General features: G+C 68.2%; 17 protein-coding genes. 8 read left to right on the top strand and 9 right to left on the bottom strand.

The genetic code is table 11. The features are described from left to right. The first annotated feature begins 254 nt into the window (after positions 1-254). From QZM72_RS14070 to QZM72_RS14045, 6 genes are all read left to right on the top strand, one after another. Entirely contained in the window at positions 255-1,739 is a 1,485-nt protein-coding gene (locus QZM72_RS14070; protein ID WP_089470094.1) for an amidase, read from the top strand. Between the two features lie 346 nt (positions 1,740-2,085). Further along, the gene (locus tag QZM72_RS14065) at positions 2,086-2,772 is read left to right on the top strand and encodes a hypothetical protein (RefSeq protein WP_089470093.1); all 687 of its coding nucleotides are present in this window, start codon (positions 2,086-2,088) and stop codon (positions 2,770-2,772) included. 126 nt (positions 2,773-2,898) lie between these two features. Further along, positions 2,899-3,771, top strand: a complete 873-nt coding sequence (locus tag QZM72_RS14060; RefSeq protein WP_301738417.1) for an arylamine N-acetyltransferase — start codon at positions 2,899-2,901, stop codon at positions 3,769-3,771. A gap of 65 nt (positions 3,772-3,836) precedes the next feature. Then, the gene (locus QZM72_RS14055) at positions 3,837-4,013 is read left to right on the top strand and encodes a ribbon-helix-helix protein, CopG family (RefSeq protein WP_089470091.1); all 177 of its coding nucleotides are present in this window, start codon (positions 3,837-3,839) and stop codon (positions 4,011-4,013) included. 1 nt (position 4,014) lies between these two features. Next, complete coding sequence (locus tag QZM72_RS14050; RefSeq protein ID WP_301738416.1) at positions 4,015-4,365, top strand: glyoxalase/bleomycin resistance/extradiol dioxygenase family protein; 351 nt, start codon at positions 4,015-4,017, stop codon at positions 4,363-4,365. 7 nt (positions 4,366-4,372) lie between these two features. After that, on the top strand, positions 4,373-5,236 hold the full coding sequence (locus tag QZM72_RS14045; protein WP_301738414.1) for a class I SAM-dependent methyltransferase: 864 nt from the start codon (positions 4,373-4,375) through the stop codon (positions 5,234-5,236). Positions 5,237-5,267: 31 nt separating this feature from the next. On the opposite strand, the gene QZM72_RS14040 is transcribed toward QZM72_RS14045, so the two are convergent. The 4 genes from QZM72_RS14040 to QZM72_RS14025 form a co-directional block, all read right to left on the bottom strand. Beyond that, positions 5,268-10,109, bottom strand: a complete 4,842-nt coding sequence (locus QZM72_RS14040) for an NAD-glutamate dehydrogenase (RefSeq protein ID WP_301738413.1) — start codon at positions 10,107-10,109, stop codon at positions 5,268-5,270. A 189-nt stretch (positions 10,110-10,298) separates the two neighbouring features. After that, the gene (locus tag QZM72_RS14035; RefSeq protein ID WP_059500251.1) at positions 10,299-10,487 is read right to left on the bottom strand and encodes a 4-oxalocrotonate tautomerase; all 189 of its coding nucleotides are present in this window, start codon (positions 10,485-10,487) and stop codon (positions 10,299-10,301) included. A 65-nt stretch (positions 10,488-10,552) separates the two neighbouring features. Continuing rightward, positions 10,553-11,326: a class II aldolase/adducin family protein gene (locus tag QZM72_RS14030; RefSeq protein ID WP_301738412.1), complete on the bottom strand. Its 774-nt coding sequence runs from the start codon at positions 11,324-11,326 to the stop codon at positions 10,553-10,555. Then, positions 11,304-12,194, bottom strand: coding sequence for an urea transporter (locus tag QZM72_RS14025; RefSeq protein WP_089470085.1), 891 nt, complete (start codon positions 12,192-12,194; stop codon positions 11,304-11,306). Before QZM72_RS14025 ends, QZM72_RS14030 begins: the two co-directional genes overlap by 23 nt. Before the next feature lie 273 nt (positions 12,195-12,467). Here QZM72_RS14025 and QZM72_RS14020 point away from each other — a divergent pair, with 273 nt between their 5' ends. Continuing rightward, positions 12,468-13,022, top strand: a complete 555-nt coding sequence (locus QZM72_RS14020; protein WP_089470084.1) for a putative glycolipid-binding domain-containing protein — start codon at positions 12,468-12,470, stop codon at positions 13,020-13,022. Here QZM72_RS14020 and QZM72_RS14015 read toward each other — a convergent pair. The 5 genes from QZM72_RS14015 to QZM72_RS13995 all read right to left on the bottom strand — a co-directional run bounded on the left by QZM72_RS14015 (position 12,983) and on the right by QZM72_RS13995 (position 18,271). Then, positions 12,983-13,921, bottom strand: coding sequence for an alpha/beta fold hydrolase (locus tag QZM72_RS14015; RefSeq protein ID WP_089470083.1), 939 nt, complete (start codon positions 13,919-13,921; stop codon positions 12,983-12,985). The genes QZM72_RS14020 and QZM72_RS14015 overlap by 40 nt on opposite strands. 4 nt (positions 13,922-13,925) lie before the next feature. Further along, positions 13,926-14,831, bottom strand: coding sequence for a metal-dependent hydrolase (locus QZM72_RS14010; protein WP_089470082.1), 906 nt, complete (start codon positions 14,829-14,831; stop codon positions 13,926-13,928). Beyond that, entirely contained in the window at positions 14,828-15,751 is a 924-nt protein-coding gene (locus tag QZM72_RS14005) for an SDR family oxidoreductase (protein WP_301738411.1), read from the bottom strand. The genes QZM72_RS14010 and QZM72_RS14005 overlap by 4 nt, the downstream gene beginning before the upstream one ends. Before the next feature lie 21 nt (positions 15,752-15,772). Further along, complete coding sequence (locus QZM72_RS14000; protein WP_301738410.1) at positions 15,773-17,353, bottom strand: NAD(P)/FAD-dependent oxidoreductase; 1,581 nt, start codon at positions 17,351-17,353, stop codon at positions 15,773-15,775. A gap of 246 nt (positions 17,354-17,599) precedes the next feature. Further along, entirely contained in the window at positions 17,600-18,271 is a 672-nt protein-coding gene (locus QZM72_RS13995) for a lysoplasmalogenase (protein WP_301738409.1), read from the bottom strand. A 354-nt stretch (positions 18,272-18,625) separates the two neighbouring features. Between QZM72_RS13995 and speB the strand changes: the two genes are divergently transcribed. Next, the gene (gene speB / locus QZM72_RS13990) at positions 18,626-19,594 is read left to right on the top strand and encodes an agmatinase (protein ID WP_301738408.1); all 969 of its coding nucleotides are present in this window, start codon (positions 18,626-18,628) and stop codon (positions 19,592-19,594) included. Positions 19,595-19,645: the final 51 nt, after the last annotated feature.

Genomic DNA, 19,645 nt, shown 5'->3' with positions numbered 1-19,645 from the left:
CATAAAAATGTCGTTAACGCGCGCGGTCCCGTGACGCACCGATTAAAAATATAAGAAATTTAAGTTTATGCGCATAAACGGCAGGGAGCGGCGGCGCCGGCCCCCCCGGTCGCCAGCGGCATCGCGATTCAGTCGAATCCGCAATGAATTGCGCCGCGAAATATCGGAGGTTGTCCGGATCGCGTCGCGTAGAGTAGAGCGGCGGCCGCCGCCGGGCGGCGCGCCACCCGATACCGCTTCCCAGGAGACCTCGCATGCCGCACGGCGCCCCGCAGTTTCTCGCTCCCGCTTCCATTTCCGTCGATCCGATCGTGCGCCTGTCGGCCGGTGAGCTTGCGTCGGCGATCCGCAGCAAGGCGGTTTCGTGCGTCGAGACGATGCGTGCGTATCTCGACCATATCGAGCGCGTGAACGGCGCGATCAACGCGATCGTCGCGCTGCGCGACCGCGATGCGCTGCTGGCGGAAGCCGCGGAAAAGGATGCGGAGCTGGCGCGCGGCGGCTATCGCGGCTGGCTGCACGGGATCCCGCAGGCACCGAAGGATCTGGCGATGACGAAGGGGCTGCGCACGACCTACGGCTCGCCGATCTTCCGTGAGAACGTGCCGCAGGCCGATTCCGTCGGTGTCGCGCGCATGCGCGCGGCCGGCGCGATCTTCATCGGCAAGACGAATACGCCGGAGTTCGGGCTCGGTTCGCACACGTTCAATGAGGTCTACGGCGCGACGCGCAACCCGTACGACCCGACGAAGAGCGCGGGCGGCAGCAGCGGCGGCACGGCGGCGGCGCTCGCGTCGCGGATGCTGCCGGTGGCGGACGGCAGCGATTTCGGCGGGTCGCTGCGCAATCCGGCGGCGTTCTGCAATATCTACGGCTTCCGTCCGTCGCAGGGCCGCGTGCCGCGCTGGCCGGGCGTCGACGTGTTCATGCAGCAGCTCGGCATCGAAGGGCCGATGGGCCGCACCGTCGGCGACGTCGCGCAACTGCTCGCGATCCAGGCCGGCTACGACCGCAACGATCCGCTGTCGCTCGCGGAAGATCCGGCCGTGTTCGCGCAGCCGCTCGACGCGAACCTGCGCGCCAAGCGCATCGCGTGGGTCGGCGACTGGAACGGCTATCTCGCGACCGAGGCCGGCGTGCTCGCGCAGTGCGAGCGCGGGCTGGCGACGCTGCGCGAGATCGGCTGCGACGTCGATGCGGCGCTGCCGGCCTTCGCGCCCGACCGGATCTGGCGTCTGTGGCTCACGCACCGGCACTTGCTGTCGGGCGGCGGGCTGCTCGCGCACTATCGCGACCCGGCGCGCCGCGCGCTGCTGAAGCCCGAGGCGATCTACGAGGTCGAAGGCCTGCTCGCGATGCCGGGCGCGGCGGTGTTCGACGCGAGCGTCGAACGGACCGCGTGGCATCAGGCGGTGCTGAGCTTCTTCGACCGTTACGACTTCATCGCGGCGCCGACCGCGCAGGTGTTCCCGTTCGACGTCGACCAGCGCTGGCCGAAGGAGATCGCGGGCCGCGCGATGGATACCTACCACCGCTGGATGGAAACGGTCGTACCGTGGACGCTGGCCGGCTGCCCGGTGATGAACGTGCCGGTCGGCTTCAACGACGCGGGGTTGCCGATGGGGATGCAGCTGATCGGGCGTCCGCGCGCCGATCTCGCCGTGCTGCAGCTTGCGCGCGGTTATGAGCAGGCGGCCGATTGGGTCGGCGAGCGGTTGCCGGCGTGGATGGCAGCGTAACGGCGCTGCCGGCACGCGGGCCGTAGCGGCGCGGTGACGAAGCGCCGGCGACGCGTTGCCGGTTTTGCTTTGCATCGCCCGACGCGACACGCGCCTCTGACGGTGTTTCGTCGCGCCGCCTGCGCACACCGGAGCCAGCGTCCATTGACGCAACCGGAGAAAGAATGCCGGCACGCGCGCGACATCGCACCGCAAACGCGGACGAATCGGCGCGACGACGTTCGTTGGTCCCGGAATTGCAAGCGGCGGCGCGCGGCGATTTCGTTTCGATGTGTTTCAGTCGTTGCGGCGCCGCGCGACGCGCTTCGACAATATCGCCTCGACCATTCGGGCACGAGGGAAACACATGAAGCACATTCGCGCGACGGGCCGGTATCTGGCCTCGGCAGGCATCGCGTTCGGCATCCTGGTGAGCGGCGCCGCACATGCACAGCTCGACCTGCAGTCGATCGGCGCGTCGTTGCTCGGCGGCGGCCAACAGCAGGCGGCGCCGGCGCAGGGCGGTGTCGCGCAGTTGCTGCAGGCCTATGTCGGTGCGAACCAGCAGGTGCTGAACGGCCAGTCGTCGCTCGCATCGGCGATGGGGCTGACGGGGGCGGCCGGGCAGGCGCGGCAGGCCGCGAGCCAGTTGTCCGGCGGCGATGTGCTGTCGCCCGCCACGCTGTCGCAGATGGGCGGCGCGCAGCAATCGGTGTCGCAGGCGCTCGGCCAGGCGTTCGCGAGCGGCGGCGCCACGCACGGCCCGATCGACAAGCAGGCGTTCAGCAACGGCCTCGCCTCGCTCGGGCAGGGGCTCACGCAGTATTCGCAACTGCAGTCGGGGCTCGGCAATCTCGGTTCGACGAGCGCGGCGTCGCTGCTGCAGTCGGGCCTGAATCCGCAGAACATGCAGGCCGCGACGTATATCGCGCAAAGCGCGCCGGGCCAGTTGCAGTCGCTTGCCGCGACGCTCAGCCAGGCCGTGCAGTTCGCGACGAGCCAGGGCATTTCGGTGCCGTCGGTCGCGTCGTCCGCGCTGAAGCTGCTGCCGTGACGTAGCGCGACGGCGGGTGCGATGCGTGGCCGGCATCGCGCACGCCGGCTCCGGACGATCGTCCCGCACAACATGGGGATTTCGCGCGATGCTATCGTGACGGGTCCCTTTTATCGGTGCCGGTTCATGACTGACTCGTTCGACCTCTCGCGCTATTTCTCCCGCATCGGCTACGACGGCCCGGCCGAGCCGACGCTCGACGTGTTGCGCCGGCTGCATCTGCTGCACCCGCAGGCGATTCCGTTCGAAAACCTCAATCCGCTGACCGGCGCGGGTGTCGCGCTCGACCTGCCCGCGATCGTCGACAAGGTGATCGAACGCCACCGCGGCGGCTACTGCTTCGAACTCAACAAGCTGTTCTATACCGCGCTCACGACGATCGGTTTCAACGTGACGCCGCTGATCGCGCGCGTGCGCTGGATGCGGCCGCCCGAGATCGTCACCGCGCAGACGCACATGCTGCTGCGCATCGACCTCGACGGCGCGGCGTGGCTCGCGGATATCGGCTTCGGCAGCGCGACGCTGACCGCGCCGCTGCGCTTCGCGCCGGGCGAGCGGCAACCGACGCCGCACGGCGCGTTTCGCGTGATCGATGCGCCGGTCGACGGCGAATTCGACATGCAGTTCGAGATTCCCGACGGCTGGCACACGACCTACCGCTTCTCGCTGAAGCCGGCCGAATGGATCGATTACGACGCGGCGAACTGGTTCACGTCGACCTATCCCGAATCGATTTTCGTGAATGACCTGATCGCGTGCCGCGTGCTGCCCGACGGCCGCGCGGCGCTGCTCAATACCGTGCTGACGCTGCGCGACGCGGCGGGGGCCGGGCGCACGGTCACGTTCGAGAATGCCGCCGACTGGGCCGCGTGCCTGCGCGACACGATCGGCATCAACACGGCGGGATTCGATCTCGACACGCTGTTCTCGCGGCTCGCGGCTCGCGGCGCGAACAGCGCGGTAACGCGGACGGACACCCCCGACGGCGGCCCGCCGTGACCGAGTCGGCCGCCTCCTTCATTGCCGCATTTGACTTTTACTAGTTTGCTAGCATACTAGTCTCCATGACCGACGAAGAAGTGAAGCAATTCAACGTGTACCTGCCGCTCGGCCTGATCCGGCAGGTCAAGCATCGCGCGATCGAAACGGAGCAATCGCTGTCCGCGCTGGTGGCCGACGCATTGCGCGCGTATCTGGCCGCGCCGCCGCCCGGCGCGGAACCGTCCAACAAGGAGGCGTGACATGTCATCCGAGCGTATCGAAGCCGTGTACCTGACGACGCACAACTGGGGCAAGTCGGCGAAGTTCTTCCAGGCGCTGGGCTTCAAGCTGGAATTCGAAACCGATCACCACTCGGGCCAGCTGCGCAGCGGCGACGGCCCGTTCCTGTTCATCGCCGAAGTGCCGCCGAGCGAAAAGCCCGACATGCAGGTCGTGATCAAGGTGGCCGACGAGCAGGCGGTGCAGCCGCAGCCGATCGTCGAGGTCGTCACGCCGTTCGAGGACACCCACTGGGGCACGCGCGACATGACCGTGCGCGATCCGGACGGCCGGGTGTGGCGCCTGCAGGCGCCGGGCAAGCAGCACGCGTGAGGTCGCCATGACGGATACCCGCGAAGACGACGCGCCCGACAGCACGGCCGCGCGCGTCGCGCTCTGGCGCGCGCTGCACGTCGAGCTCGATGCACCGCCGCATGTGCTCGCCGACGAAATCGGGCTGCAACTGCTCGCGCCGGCACCCGGCTGGCAGCAGCGCGGCGACATGGATCCTCAGTTCACGCGGCCGTTTCGCGCGTCGATCGTCGCGCGGGCGCGTTTCATCGAGGATCTCGTTATCGAGCAGGCCGCGCGCGGCGTGAGCCAGTACGTGATCCTCGGCGCGGGGCTCGACAGCTTCGTGCAGCGCCGGCCGGACATGGCGTCGCGCGTGACCGTGTTCGAAGTCGACCCGCCGGCGCCGCAGCGCTGGAAGCAGCGCCGCCTGGCCGAGCTCGGCTTCGGCGTGCCCGACTGGCTGCGTTTCGTGCCGGTCGATTTCGAGGCAAGGCAGTCGTGGCGCGACGCGCTCGTCGGCGCGGGCTTCGATGCGGGCCGGCCGGCGGTCGTGGTGTCCACCGGCGTCAGCATGTACCTGACGCGCGAAGCGAATGCGGCCGCGTTGCGCGAAGTCGCGTCGCTCGCGCCAGGTTCGACGTTCGCGATGACGTTCCTGTGGCCGCTGGAGAATGCGGATCCGGACGTGCGCCCGGGGCTGGAAATGGCCGCGAAGGGCGCGCGCGCGAGCGGCACGCCGTTCATCAGCTTCTTCGTGCCGGACGAGATCCAGGCGCTTGCCCTGGAGGCCGGCTTCGCGCAGGCCGAACACGTGTCGGCCGCCGAGCTGACGCGTCGTTATTTCGCCGATCGCACGGACGGCCTGCGGCCGCCGAACCGCGCGGAAGAATTACTCGTCGCGACAGTCTGACCCGTCGCCTTCGTCATGCGCGTCACGTGCGTCACGCGCGTTCGAGCACGGCCATTTCCCGCACGACCACGAGCAGCACCGCGAGGCTCGCGCCGCCGGATGCGCGCAGGTCCGCGAGCAGGTGCTCGTAGCGCGCGAGCGCGGCCTCGCGGCGCACGCGCCACGCGCCGACGATCGTGTCCGGCGTGGTCGAATCCGGCGATTCCGCGAGCGCGCTCGTCGCGAGCGTGCGCTTGAGCCGCGCAATTTCCGCGAGCGCGGCGGCGCGCGCGAGCATGTCCCAGTGCGTCGGCGTCGGCAGGTTCGCCGCGCGTTCGCCGATCCATCCGTAATTGAGCAGCATGCCGAGCGAGAAATAGACGCCCGCAACGAGTTCGAGACTGCGGTTGCAGGTCGCCGCCACTTCGGCGATGTCGAGCAGCGCGGCCGAGATGTCGCCGCTCGCGACACGTACCGCGAGCGCGCTGTCGACCCCGGCGTCGACGAGCACGCGCTGCCGCTCGGACAGCGCTTCCAGATCGTCGGCCGGCAGCAGCGACGGCAGTTGCGGCGCGATGCGCTGCACCGCGTCGCGGCAGCGCGCGATCAATCCGGCGACACCGCCGTCGGCCACCGCGCCGGACTGCAGATGCCGCAGGAACCACAGCGCCGCGCGCTCCAGCAGCCGCGCGACGTCGACGAACATGCGCGCCTGCACGTCGTCGGCGACGCGGTTGTCGAGCGCGTCGATATCGCGCCACACCGCATCGAGGTCGAACACGTCGCGCGCCATGATGCACGCGCGCACGATGTCGCCGGGCTTCGCGTCGGTTTCCTCCATCAGCCGGTGCACGAATGCGCAGCCGACGCGGTTCACGAGCGCGTTGGTGAGGTGCGTCGCGAGAATCTCGCGGCGCAGCGGATGGCGGCGCATCGGCTCGCTGAAGCGCTGTTGCAGCGGCTTCGGGAAGTAGTCGACGAGCATCGCGGCCACCAGCGGATCCTCCGGCACGTCGGATTCGAGCAGCGCGTCGTAGAGCCACATCTTGCTGTACGCGAGCAGGACCGCGCGTTCCGGCGACGTGAGGCCGAGCTTCGCGGCCTGCCGCTCGGCGACTTCGTCGTCGGTCGGCAGGAATTCGATCACGCGGTTCAGGCGGCCCGCGCGCTCGAGCCAGCGCATCAGGCGCGCCTCGGCGTCTAGCAATTCGACCGCATAGCGGCCGGCGATCGACAGCGCCTGCGTCTGGTAGTAGTTGTCGCGCAGCACGAGCAGCCCGACTTCGTCGGTCATCTCGGCGAGCAGCGCGTTGCGCTGCTTCTCGGTCATCTCGCCGTCGGACACGACGAGCCCGAGCAGGATCTTGATGTTGACTTCGTGATCCGAACAATCGACGCCGGCCGAGTTGTCGATCGCGTCGGTGTTGATCCGGCCGCCGCGCTGCGCGAACTCGATGCGGCCGAACTGCGTGCAGCCGAGATTGCCGCCTTCGCCGACGACCTTGCAGCGCAGGTCCGCGCCGTTCACGCGCACCGCGTCGTTCGCGCGGTCGCCGACCTGCGCATGGGTTTCGCGCGCGGCCTTCACGTAGGTGCCGATGCCGCCGTTGTACAGCAGGTCGACCGGCGCCTGCAGGATCGCGCGGATCAGCTCGGTCGGCGGCAGCGCGTGCGCGTCGATGCCGAGCGCGGCCTGCACGGCAGGGGACAGCGGGATCGTCTTCGCGGTGCGCGGATACACGCCGCCGCCGGGCGAGATCACCGACGTATCGTAGTCGGCCCAGCTCGAGCGTTCGAGCGCGAACATGCGCTGGCGCTCCGCGAAGCTCGTTGCCGGGTCGGGGTTCGGGTCGAGGAACACGTGCCGGTGATCGAACGCGGCGACGAGCCGGATATGCGGCGACAGCAGCATCCCGTTGCCGAACACGTCGCCCGACATGTCGCCGACGCCGACCACGGTGAAGTCGGTCGCCTGCGTGTCGACGCCCATCTCGCGGAAGTGCCGCTTCACCGATTCCCACGCGCCGCGCGCGGTGATCGCCATCTTCTTGTGGTCGTAGCCGACCGAGCCGCCGGACGCGAACGCGTCGTCGAGCCAGAAACCGTATTCGTGCGAGATCGCGTTCGCATAGTCGGAGAAGGTGGCCGTGCCCTTGTCGGCGGCGACGACGAGATACGGATCGTCGGGGTCGTGGCGCACCACGTCGCGCGGCGGCACGATCGCGTTGCCGGCGAGGTTGTCGGTGAGGTCGAGCAGCCCGCGCAGGAACGTCTGATAGCACGCGATGCCTTCGCGCATCCACGCTTCGCGATCGCTCGGCGGCGGCGGGTTCTTCACGACGAAGCCGCCTTTCGAGCCGACCGGCACGATCACGACGTTCTTCACCATCTGCGCCTTCATCAGCCCGAGCACCTCGGTGCGAAAATCCTCGCGTCGATCCGACCAGCGCAGGCCGCCGCGCGCGACGCGCCCGCCGCGCAGGTGCACGCCCTCGACCCGCGGCGAATACACCCAGATCTCGAACATCGGCTTCGGTTCGGGCAGGCCCGGTACCTTCGCCGGGTTGAACTTGAACGACAGGTACGGCTTCGATTCGCCGTTCGCGTCGGCGAGGAAGTAGTTCGTGCGTTCGGTCGCGTTGATCACGCCGAGGAACTGGCGCAGGATGCGATCCTCGTCGAGGTTCGGCACCTGGTCGAGCGCGCCTTCGATCGCCTTCAGCAGCCGTTCGGCCTGCACGTCGCGCGTGTCGCCGATGCGCGGGTCGAAGCGCAGCACGAACAGTTCGACGAGTTGCCGCGCGATCGCCGGATTGCCGGTCAGCGCGCGTTCGATATACGCGTCGCTGAAGGTCGAGCCGACCTGCCGCAGATATTTCGCATACGCGCGCAGGATCGTCACTTCGCGTGCGCTGAGGTGCGCGCGCAGCACGAGGCGGTTGAAGTCGTCGTTCTCGATCCGGCCGCTCCAGATCCGGTCGAACGCATCCTCGAACAGGCTCTTCACGCGCTCGATGTCGAATTCGGTATCGTCGGCGAGCTCGAGGCCGAAATCGTGTACCCACGCATGCGTGGCATCCTGCGTCTGGATCCGGTACGGCCGCTCCTCGTCGACGCGCACGCCGAGATGTTCGAGCATCGGCAGGCTGCGCGACAGCGCGATCGGGTCGCCCGCGCGATACACCTTGAAGCGGAACGCGCGCGGCTCGGCCTCGATCGGCCGGTACAGGTTCATCGCGAGCTGGCCCGAATCCTTCACGCGCTCGATCAGCTCGATGTCGCGCACGGCCGTGCGCGCCGGATAGTCGTCGCGATAGCCGGCCGGGAACGACTCCGCATAGCGCTGCAGCAGACGGTTGCCTTGTTCTTCGCCGAATGCGTCGAGCAGCGCGTCGGCGAGATCGTCCTGCCAGCGGCGCGTGACCTGCACGAGCCGCGTTTCGAGTTCGCGTGTGTCGACGTCGGGCATCGTGCCCGGCTCCGCATGCACGACGAAGTGAATGCGGGCGAGCGCCGATTCCGACAGCAGCGGCGTGAATTCCACGTTCACGCCGTTGTACGCGTCGACCAGCAGCTTCGCGATGCGGCGGCGCAGGTCGGTGTTGTACTTGTCGCGCGGCACGAACACGAGGCACGACACGAAGCGGTCGAACCGGTCGCGCCGCACGAACAGCCGCGTGCGCTGGTGTTCCTGCAGGCGCAGGATGCCGAGCGCGATGTCGTAGAGCTGGTCTTCGTCGGCCTGGAACAGTTCGTCGCGCGGATAGGTTTCGAGCACCGTCACGAGCGATTTGCCGAGATGCCCCTTCGGCAAAAAGCCCGCGCGCCGCACGATGTTCGCGCACTTGCGGCGCACGATCGGAATCTCGGTGTACGAACCGAAATAGGCGGTCGACGTGTAGAGCCCGATGAAGCGGCGTTCGCCGGTGACCTTGCCGTCGGCGCCGACGAGCTTCACGCCGACGTAATCGAGGTAGCCGGGCCGGTGCACCGTCGCGCGCGAATTCGCCTTGGTCACGAAGATCGGCCATTGGCCGGTGATGATGTCGGCGGCGGCGGGCGGCAACGGCGTCACGTCGGCTGCGCCGGACGTGCGCAGCGATTCGCGCAGAATCCCGAGGCCCGAGCCCTCGATGCCGCGCAGGCCGAAGCCCGTGCCGTCCGACACGAGCGCGTAGTCGCGCTGGCCGAGGAACGTGAAGTGATCGGCGGCCATCCATTCGAGGAACGCGCGCGCCTCGATGTCCTCCGCCGTCGATTCGCGCGCCTTCATCTCCTTGATCGTCGCGCGGGCGATGTCGACGATCTTCGGCCAGTCCTCGACCGACGCGCGTACGTCGCCGAGCACGCGCGCGATGTCCTCGCGCAGCGTGTCGAGCAGCGCGGCGTCGCCGCAGCGGTCGACTTCGAAATGGATGAACGACGCGAGTTGCGAATGGCCGTCGCCGGAGGTCGCGCCGCCCGCGTCGACGCGCTCGATGCCGCCGCCGGCGCCGCGCCAGATGCGGAACACCGGATGCAGCGCCGAATGCAGCGCGAGCCCGAGACGGTTGATGGCCATCGTCACCGAGTCGACCAGGAACGGCATGTCGTCGTTGACGATCTCGATCACCGTGTGGTCGGAATGCCAGCCGTGCTGTTCGAGGATCGGGTTGTACACGCGCAGGCGTTCGCTGCCGGGCACGAATTTCTGGGCGGTCTGCCAGTGCGCCATCGCGGCGCCGTACAGGTCGGCGATGCCGCGGCTCTGCAGATCGTCGGCATCGACGAAATCGTAGTAATGGCGCAGGAAGGGTTCGACGGTCCGGAACGTGGCGTCGGGCAGGCGGGCGCGCGCGAATTCGACGACATCGGCGAGCAGGTGTGCGACGACTTCCTCGTTCTTCGCTTCCATGGCGGTCTCCGTCGGGTGGCCATTGGCTGCTGCGTCTGTCCGGCATTATGCGCCGATTGCGTGACAAAGCGATGTGCGGGCGCACAAGGGCGCAGGGCGGAGAAACCCGCATGCAGCGCCGCTCGCGCGCGCCGCGATGCAGGGTTCAGCGCAGGGCGGACGGCGCCGACGCGACGCTGCCGTCGGCGCTCAGCGCTCGTCGCTCCACAGCTTGCCGGCGGTTGCCCAGTTCTCTTTCTTCACGTCGGTGAGGATGATGTCGACCGAGCCCGGCGTGCAGCCGAGCGTCTCGCACGTGACGCGCGTGATTGCTTCGACGAATGCGCGCTTCTGCTCCACGGTGCGGCCTTCGAAAAGCTGGATGTTGAAAGTCGGCATGACATAGGCTCCGGTTGGGATTGAACGATTGACGATGAACGATTCGGTCGGGTGCGCAAGCGCAGTCAGTCGCGATACGACGGATCGATCCGGTCGAGCCGGCGCAGCAGCGCCGGCCATTCCAGTTCGCCTTCGACCGCGCCGCCGTCGCGCAACTGTTCGGCGGTGCGCTCCGCGATGGCCGGCGCCGGCAGCACGAGCGGTCCGCCGCCTGCTTGCGCGCGCACCTGGATATCGCACGCCTTGATCAGCGTATCCATCAGCACGTACGCTTCGGCGACGGTCCGGCCGACCGTCAGCGTGCCGTGGTTGCGCAGCAGCATCGCGGATTTCGCGCCGAGGCTCGCGGTCAGCCGCGCGCCTTCGGCCGGCGAGAACGCGAGCGCTTCGTAGTCGTGGTACGCGAGATCGCCATGAAAGCGCAGCGCGTGCTGCGATGCCGGCAACAGCCCGTCGCGCTGGATCGACACGGCGATGCCGGCCGTATTGTGCAGGTGCATCACGCAGACGGCGTCGGCGCGCGCGGCGTGCACGGCCGCATGCAGCGCGAAGCCGGTCGCGTTGACCGCATGCTCGCTGTCGCCGATCCGGTTGCCGGCCACGTCGATCTTCACGAGGTTCGATGCGCGAACCTCGTCGAACGTGAGGCCGAACGGGTTGATCAGGAAGTGGCCGGGTTCGCCGGGCACGGTCGCGGACAAATGCGTGTAGATCAGGTCGTCCCAGCCGTTCAGCGCGACGAGCCGATATGCGGCGGCGAGGTCGACGCGCAGCCTGCGTTCGGCGTCGGAGATCGGGCCGCCGGGCTTCACGGCATCAGGACGGTGTGCGAATGACATCGGGTTCTCCGAGGGTGAGGCGGCGCGCGACGGTGATGGTCACCCACGTCGCGAGCGCGAACGGTGCCGTGAACACGGGGAAGCCCGCGCGCATCGCGAGCCACTGGATCAGCGCGGCGAGTGCGGCGGCCGCGAACGCCGCACGCGGCCCGCGCGCCATCAGTGCGAGCGCGGCGAGCGCGCCGTTGAAACCGAGCAGGCCGTCGGCGAACGACGCGTCGCTCGCGCCGAGCGCGACCAGCAGCACGGTCGACACGATCGCGCCGCCCAGCGCGAATGCGGCCGCGCGGCGCGACGCGAGGGCGAGGCCGGCGACGACCAGCGCGCCGGCCCATGCGCCTTGCGCGAAGGTGGTCTGAGCGATGCCCGACAGCAGCGCGTCGGTTGCGCCAGCGAGCGTCGGCACCGGTGCGGCGGTCGCACCGTCCGCATGCTGCACCGCGACAAACGGCAGCCACAGCGCGGTGACGGCCAGGCACGGGCTCGAATACGGGCACTGGCGCCAGCGCGCGAGCGACGTCCGCATCGCGCGTTGCACGAGCGCCGCGCCGATCGCGACCAGCGGCACCAGCGCGACCGCGACGAGTGGACTGGGCGCGAACGATACGGCGATCAGCGCGGCCAGCGCGCCGTTGAAACCGTGCAACCCCTGTTCGACGTCGCGGCGTTCGGCGCCCGTCAGCACGGCCGTCATGCTGGCGGCGGCCGAGCCGACCAGCGCCGCGCAGGCGAGCCGCAGGTCGTTCAGCGCCAGCGCGGCGAGCAGCAGCGCACCGGTGAGCGCATTCGCCTGCAGCACGATCTGCCCGATGCCGCGCAGCAGCATGCGCAGGTCGATCGACGGCGAGGCGGGACGGGCGGTAGGCATGATGGCGGCGGGATGGGATGAGCCGCGAGCATAGGACACAATCCGGTGCACCGAAATAGGGAATCCTGGATAGTCAGGATTTGGGGCTGGGTTGCCGAGGGGGTGATCCATGCGCGTTGGCTTCACGGCTCCAGCGACCGGGCTACCGTACGAGTGGCCGGACCTGGCCGACGAACACGACTGATGCGAGTTGGACTCGATCGACGGCGGCATTCCGGATAGCGACGATTTATGTGACGATGCCCCGACGCGGGATACCAAGGAGGTGGAACGATGCGCGAACTACGTTGGTCGTCGCTCGAAGGCGACGGGGTCGAACATCTGACGTTCGACCGGAGCGGCGGCGCGATCGTCGTCGAAAGCGCCGTGGTCGGTCAGCGGTACGGCCGTGCGTACGGGCTCGCGTACCGGGTCGAGTGCGATCCGCAGTGGCGGGTGAAGTACGCGGTGCTCAAGGTGATGGGCGGCGGCACGCTCGAACTGCACGGCGACGGAGCCGGGCACTGGCGCGACGGTTCAGGGCGGGAGCTGCACGAGCTGGATGGCTGCATCGACATCGACATCGCCGCGACGCCGTTCACGAATTCGCTGCCGATCGGCCGCCTGGGGCTCGCGCGCGGAGAGCGGCGACCGATCGACGTCGCGTACATCTCGACGCCGGATCTGAAGGTCACGCCGGTCAAGCAGGCGTACGCGTGCATCGAACCCGGCCGCCGCTATCGCTACGAAGGCATCTTCCGGAATTTCACCGCGGAGATGGACATCGACGACGACGGGCTCGTGATCGACTACGAAACGCTGTTCAAGCGCCTGCCGCCGCTGCGCTGAACCGCGGCTTCCGTTCGCGCGGCCGGTGCGGTCGCCGATGCCTCGGCGACCGCGGGTCTTTCATGCGCGGCCGCGAACCGGTCGATCCGCGACGCGATCAGGTCCGGATGGCGCAGCACGATCCAGTGCGTGCCGTCGATTTCCTCGCGCACGTGCTCGCCGAGCCAGCGGTCGAGGTCGACCGACATCTCGGGCGTCACGTAGCGGTCGCGCACCGGCACGAGGATCTGCACCGGCGCCTGTGCGTACCGCTCACGCGGCTTGCGGGCCCGTGCAAGGAAGTTCGCACGGTACATCTGCATCCCGTTCAGCGCGTTCTTCAGTTGCACGGGATCGCGCTCGGCGCGCACGCGTTCGGTGAGCTGCAGCCAGTGCGGCCACAGCGCGGCGCCGCCGAGCCGCCACACCAGGGACGGCACGACCGGCAGATGGAAGAACGCGATGTACCAGGATTTCAGGCTCTGCCTGAGCCGCATCTTCGCGCGGAACACGTGATCGAGGCACGGGCCGGAGATCGACGTGTACGACGCGATGCGGCCGCGGAACGCGGGGTCGGTCACGGCCTCCCAGCACTGGATCGAGCCCCAGTCGTGGCCGACCAGGTGGAACGGCCGGCCGCCGCAGGTCGCGTCGGCCACCGCCTTCAGGTCGCCGGCGAGCCGCTCCAGCGTGTAGTCGGCGCGGCGGCGCGGCGCATCGGATGCACCGGCGCCGCGCACGTCGTACGCGATCACGCGGTAGCGCTTCGCGAGCCGCGCGCGGATCGGCGCCCACACGGCCGCCGAGTCCGGGTAGCCATGCACGAGGATCAGCGGCGGCGCGCGACGCGACCCGCTGACGTAGACGGCGAGTTTCACGTCGCCGGACCGGACGGTCAGCATCTCGTGAGCGCGTGCCATCGCGTCATGCCTGCGCAACCGAATGCAGCGGCACGCGGCGCGGGGCGGCTTGCGCCGCATAGCGCGCGTTGGTCGCGTCGATGTTCTCGAGCAGCGTGTCGAGTTCCTGCAGGTACTGATGGTTGTCGTGATCCCACGGGTGGAAGCCCGGGCGGAAGTAGTCGAGCCATTCGCGCGCGATGCTCGGGAACACGCCGGTCCGCGGGCTGTACAGATACTTCACGAGGCGCCACATGCCGCCGAACCGGCCATGCTTGCGACGGTGCGACAGCATCAGCCGCACGTGGAAGTCGAACACGATCGTCCAGAACATCATGGTCGTCAGCAGCATCGTGCCGGTGCGCAGCAGGTAGCTGCCGAGGCCGGGCTTCATCACGACGTTCCATACGTCGTACGACACCGCCTTGTGCTCGGTTTCCTCCATCGCGTGCCACATCCACATCTGCTGGTAGCCTTCGACCGAGCCGTCGATCCGGTGCTCGTGGCCCGACAGCAACTGGTTCGCGAGGATCGCCGTATAGTGTTCGAGCGCGATCGTGATCGCGAGCTGCATCGAATGCGGCAGCGTCTTCTTGAAGAAGCCGAGGATCGTCCACAACCGCTTGTCGAGCTTGTGCGCGGGCAGCCCGGACGCCTGCAGCAGGTCGTTGTATTCGATGTGCTCGCGCGTGTGCATCGCTTCCTGCCCGATGAAGCCGATCACCTGCTTCTTCAGCTCGGGATCCTCGATCCGGTCGCGGTAGTTGCGCACCGAATCCATGAAGAAGCGTTCGCCGGCCGGGAACAGCAGCGACAGCGCATTCATGAAGTGCGTGACCGGCACGCCCTGCACATGCCAGTCCTTCGCGCGTTCGGGTGGCAGCGCGAAACGGATGTCGCGCCGTACGGGCATCATGTTCGGTGTCGTCATGATTGTTCTCCCTGATTGCCTGCGTTGTTGTAGGTGGCATGCACCGGTGCCGGCGTGCCGCGTGCGGCACGGCGGGCCTTCGCGGCCTCGCGGCGCGTCGCGAGCACGACGAGCGCCTGGTACGCGGCCGGCAGGATGCGCGCCATCCAGTCCGCGCCCTTCGCGTCGCGGCCGATCAGCACGCGGCGCTTGTTCTTGCGCACGCCGGCGAGGATCGTGCGTGCGGCGTCGTCGGCGGTCGTGATGAAGAACTTCTCGAAGCTGTCCTTGCCTTGCTGTTCGCTCTCGACGATGAAGCCGACCATGTTCTTCGCGACGCGGCTCGACTGCGCGATGTTCGTGCGGATGCCGCCCGGATGCACGCAGGTGGCCGACACGCCGCACTTCATCATGTCGAGTTCCTGGCGTAGCGATTCGGTGAAGCCGCGCACCGCGAACTTGGTCGCGTTGTAGCCGCTCATGCCCGGCTGCGCGAAGATCCCGAAGATGCTCGACGTGTTGATCACGTGGCCGTCGCCCGATGCCTTCAGGTGCGGCAGGAACGCTTTCGTGCCGTGCACGACGCCCCAGAAGTTGATGTTCACGATCCACTCGAGATCGCTGTAGTCCATTCCTTCGATCGTGCTCGACAGCGCGACGCCCGCGTTGTTGAAGATCAGGTTGACCTTGCCGTGCACCTTCGCGGTGTCGTCGGCCCACGCGAACATCGCGTCGCGATCGCCGACGTCGAGCACGCGCGTCGACACGCGCACGTTCGGCGCGATCGCACGGACGATCCGTTCGGTTTCGGCGAGGCCGACGCCGTTCTTGTCGGCGAGCGACACGTGGCAGCCGGCCTGCGCGAGCTGGATCGAAAGCGCGCGGCCCATGCCCGAGCCGGCACCCGTGATCGCGGCGACCTTGTTGGTGAAATCTCTCATGTCGATGGCTCCTTGTCTGGCTCAGGCCGCTTCGGCGGACGTGGAAGCGGAAGCGGCCGGCGCGGCGGCGGGCCGCGCGGTCGTGTCGTGCGGCGCGCGATACGCGTGGTAATCGGCGATCGAGAACTGCGCCGTGGCCTGGCGGAAGCGCCACGTGAAGCCTGGCCACAGTGTCGTGTTCTTGCCGGTGCGCGGGTCGAGGTACCAGCTCTTGCAGCCGCCCGTCGACCAGATCGCCTTCTTGAGCTTGCCCTGCAGGTCGTCGTTGTACTGCGCCTCGACGAGCGGGCGCACCTCGATCGCCTCCGCGCGCTCGCGGCGCATTGCCTGCAGCGCGCCGAGGATGTATTCGATCTGCGACTCGATCATGAACACCATCGAATTGTGGCCGAGGCCCGTGTTCGGGCCGACGATCATGAAGAAGTTCGGGTAGCCGGGCAGCGTCGTGCCGAGGTAGGCGTGCGCGCCGTCGCGCCACGCATCGACGATGTCGAGACCGCCGCGGCCGATGATCGCGCCGCGCGGATACGGGTCGGCCACCTGGAAGCCGGTGCCGTAGATCAGGCAGTCGACTTCATGGCGCTTGCCGTCGGTCGTCACGACCGCGTCGGCTTCGATGCGATCGATGCCGGTCGTGATCACGTCGACGTTCTTGCGCGACAGCGCGGGGTAGTAGTCGTTCGAGATCAGCACGCGCTTGCAGCCGAGCGTGTAGTTCGGCGTGACGGTCTTGCGCAGTTCCGGATCGGGAATCTGCTTGCGGATGTGGCGCAGCGCGAGCTTCTGCACGTTCTTCATCAGCGACGGATGGATCGCGAAGCCGAGCACGCGCGATTCGAGCATCCAGTAGATGCCGCTGCGCACGATCTTCTGCGTGAACGGCAGCGTGCGGAACAACCATTTCTCGACACCGGTCAGGTTGCGGTCGGGCTTCGGCATGATCCACGGCGGCGTGCGCTGGAACAGCGCGAGCGTCTTCACGCGCGGGGCGATCTGCGGCACGAACTGGATCGCGCTCGCGCCGGTGCCGATCACCGCGACGCGCTTGCCTTCGAGCGGGTAGTCGTGATCCCACTGCTGCGAATGGAACGCGCGGCCCTTGAAGGTTTCCACGCCGGGAATCGCCGGCAGCGCGGCGCGCGACAGCCCGCCCATTCCGGACACCAGCACGCGCGCCGACAGCCGCTTGCCGTTCGCGAACGTGAGGCGCCAGCGTTGCGCGGCTTCGTCGTACTCGGCGCGCTGCAGCTCGTGATTCAGCCGCAGGTGCGGGCCGACGCCGAAGCGCTGCACGCAGTCTTCCAGATACGCGCGGATCTCCGGCTGCGGCGCGAACATGCGCGTCCAGCGCGGGTTCGGCGCGAACGAGAAGGAATAGACGTGCGATTGCACGTCGCATGCACACCCGGGGTAATGATTGTCGCGCCACGTGCCGCCGACCGACGCCGCCTTCTCGAGGACGACGAAGTCGGTCACGCCGGTTTGTTTCAGGCGGATCGCCATCCCGAGGCCGGCGAAGCCGGTGCCGATGATGGCGATGTCGATGGTTTCATCCAGGCCGTCATGGCCGGGCGGACCGAAAGGCAACGTGCGAGCATTCATCCGGGTGTCTCCGATCTGGCTCATTTTTTAATGTTACATTGGTTGATGTAACGATAGTGGGTGAACCCGAAAACCGCAAGAGGCTAGAGGCGACGCTCTAAGGGCCGAAAGCCACGCGGGGAAAGGCTGCGCGGGGTTTGGAACGGCCCCGTTTCCGCAATGCGGAATGCGCGGAAAGGGCCGTCGGCAGGGCGAGAGGAAGAAAAGGCGGGACCGCGAGCGGGCGGTGGCCTGTTTGAAACGGTATCAGGGACGGGTCGGCTGGCCGACTGCCTCATGGAAAACCCCCGCCACGATCGTGACCTGCGCGAGCGCATAGAGGCCCCAGATCGGGTAGTCGATGCCTGGAAAACCGCCGAGGAACCGGCCGACGCCGATCAGTGTGTCGGAGCCGACGAAGATCAGGCTGCCGATCGCGACCAGCGGGCCGTGCGTGCGTGCGGCGAGCGCGAAACTCGCCATCGCGCACAGCACGAGCATATAGACGGCGACCGGCGCCAGCAGCGCGCCGAGGTGCGGGAAGAACGCCACGTACAACGCCGGCGCGGCGATCCACAGCCCGACGAGCGCAACGATGCGCCAGCCATGCGGCCGCGCGCGCCACCGGAAGAAGATCGCGCAGTAACACAGGTGCGTGAGCAGGAACGCGCCGAGGCCGAACACGAACGACGGCGGCCACTCGGGCAGTGCGAGCAGCACGTCGCCGAGCACGGCGGTCGCGAGCGCCGCGCACAGCCACGCGCGTTCGCGCGGCGCGCCGCAGGTGCTGCCTGCCGCGAGCAGCAGGATGCCCATCACGGCTTTCGCGGCGGCCTGGCCCGGATAGGGCGCGGCGGCGAGCGACAGGCCGTACAGCAGCGCCGCGGCGATGGCGAGCGGCCAGAGCCGGCGGTAGGTGGCGGGAAGCGTGGCGATCAAGGCGGGTGTCTCCGGTTTGTTGTTGTCTGCGGTGGACGGCGCGCCGTCGACAGCGCGGCTGCCGGCCATTATCCGGAAGGACGGGCGTGCGAAAACCGGCGAATCCTTCTAGGAAACGACGGCGACCGGCGGCGATGCCGCTACCGGACTTTTTTCGCGCGTTGCCCCGGCTGAACCGGGGCAACGGTTCCGATTCGGCTTGCTACGATCGCCGCGGTATTGCCGTTGTCGATGTCCCGCCTCGCTCCGCGACCGGATGCGCGAGCCGGTACATGCCCGATGAATCCCGCCGTGCCTGGCCCGCGCACTCAGTCGAAGCGGGGCGGCGCGGTCACCACGAAAACAGGTCCGACCATGACCGAACTTCTCCACGGCGACGGCGCGATCCGTCGCACCGCGCCGTACGGTTCCTCGATCGAAAACACCTATGCGGGCGTGCTGTCGTTCATGCGCCGCAATTACTCGCGCACACTCGACGGCGTCGACGTCGCGATCTCCGGCGTGCCGCTCGATCTCGCGACGACCTATCGCTCCGGGGCGCGGCTCGGGCCGGCCGCGATTCGCGCGGCGAGCGTGCAGCTCGCGGAGCTCAATCCGTATCCGTGGGGCTTCGATCCGTTCGACGATCTCGCGGCCATCGATTACGGCGACTGCTGGTTCGACGCGCACAATCCGCTGTCGATCAAGCCGGCGATCGTCGAGCATGCGCGCACGATCCTGCGCTCCGGCGCGAAGATGCTGACGCTCGGCGGCGACCACTACATCACTTATCCGCTGCTGGTCGCGCACGCGGAGCGCTACGGCAAGCCGCTGTCGCTGATCCATTTCGACGCGCACTGCGATACGTGGGCCGATGACGATCCGGACAGCCTCAATCACGGGACGATGTTCTACAAGGCGGTGAAGGAAGGGCTGATCGATCCCGCGACGTCGGTGCAGGTCGGCATCCGCACGTGGAACGACGACTTTCTCGGGATCGAGCGGCTCGATGCCGCGTGGGTGCATGACCATGGCTCGCGAGCGGCGGTGGAGCGGATCGTCGAGATCGTCGGCGCGCGGCCTGCGTATCTGACGTTCGATATCGATTGCCTGGATCCGGCGTTTGCGCCGGGGACGGGGACGCCGGTCGCGGGCGGATTATCGTCGGCGCAGGCGCTGGCGATCGTGCGGGCGCTCGGGGCGGTGAATCTGGTCGGGGCGGATGTGGTGGAGGTGGCGCCCGCGTACGATCACGCGGACATCACGGCGATCGCCGCCGCGCATGTGGCTTGCGATCTGCTGTGCCTGTGGCGGCAGAAGAAGGTGGCGGAAGCGTTGCGTTGAGCGCGTGCGGCGCGGGACACGAAAGCGGCCGGCGGGGCGACGCGCCCGGCC

The organism is Burkholderia sp. AU45388 (assembly GCF_030481585.1).
Classification (GTDB): Bacteria; Pseudomonadota; Gammaproteobacteria; order Burkholderiales; family Burkholderiaceae; genus Burkholderia; species Burkholderia sola.
Note: the sequence above shows the minus strand (reverse complement) of the source record. Positions and strands in the feature narration are given on the sequence as shown.

Excerpts from the sequence above, each read along its gene's own strand:
- QZM72_RS14070 (WP_089470094.1), top strand. The coding sequence starts at position 255 with ATGCCGCACGGCGCCCCGCAGTTTCTCGCTCCCGCTTCCATTTCCGTC.
- QZM72_RS14065 (WP_089470093.1), top strand. The coding sequence starts at position 2,086 with ATGAAGCACATTCGCGCGACGGGCCGGTATCTGGCCTCGGCAGGCATC.
- QZM72_RS14060 (WP_301738417.1), top strand. The coding sequence starts at position 2,899 with ATGACTGACTCGTTCGACCTCTCGCGCTATTTCTCCCGCATCGGCTAC.
- QZM72_RS14055 (WP_089470091.1), top strand. The coding sequence starts at position 3,837 with ATGACCGACGAAGAAGTGAAGCAATTCAACGTGTACCTGCCGCTCGGC.
- QZM72_RS14050 (WP_301738416.1), top strand. The coding sequence starts at position 4,015 with ATGTCATCCGAGCGTATCGAAGCCGTGTACCTGACGACGCACAACTGG.
- QZM72_RS14045 (WP_301738414.1), top strand. The coding sequence starts at position 4,373 with ATGACGGATACCCGCGAAGACGACGCGCCCGACAGCACGGCCGCGCGC.
- QZM72_RS14040 (WP_301738413.1), bottom strand. The coding sequence starts at position 10,109 with ATGGAAGCGAAGAACGAGGAAGTCGTCGCACACCTGCTCGCCGATGTC.
- QZM72_RS14035 (WP_059500251.1), bottom strand. The coding sequence starts at position 10,487 with ATGCCGACTTTCAACATCCAGCTTTTCGAAGGCCGCACCGTGGAGCAG.
- QZM72_RS14030 (WP_301738412.1), bottom strand. The coding sequence starts at position 11,326 with ATGTCATTCGCACACCGTCCTGATGCCGTGAAGCCCGGCGGCCCGATC.
- QZM72_RS14025 (WP_089470085.1), bottom strand. The coding sequence starts at position 12,194 with ATGCCTACCGCCCGTCCCGCCTCGCCGTCGATCGACCTGCGCATGCTG.
- QZM72_RS14020 (WP_089470084.1), top strand. The coding sequence starts at position 12,468 with ATGCGCGAACTACGTTGGTCGTCGCTCGAAGGCGACGGGGTCGAACAT.
- QZM72_RS14015 (WP_089470083.1), bottom strand. The coding sequence starts at position 13,921 with ATGGCACGCGCTCACGAGATGCTGACCGTCCGGTCCGGCGACGTGAAA.
- QZM72_RS14010 (WP_089470082.1), bottom strand. The coding sequence starts at position 14,831 with ATGACGACACCGAACATGATGCCCGTACGGCGCGACATCCGTTTCGCG.
- QZM72_RS14005 (WP_301738411.1), bottom strand. The coding sequence starts at position 15,751 with ATGAGAGATTTCACCAACAAGGTCGCCGCGATCACGGGTGCCGGCTCG.
- QZM72_RS14000 (WP_301738410.1), bottom strand. The coding sequence starts at position 17,353 with ATGAATGCTCGCACGTTGCCTTTCGGTCCGCCCGGCCATGACGGCCTG.
- speB (WP_301738408.1), top strand. The coding sequence starts at position 18,626 with ATGACCGAACTTCTCCACGGCGACGGCGCGATCCGTCGCACCGCGCCG.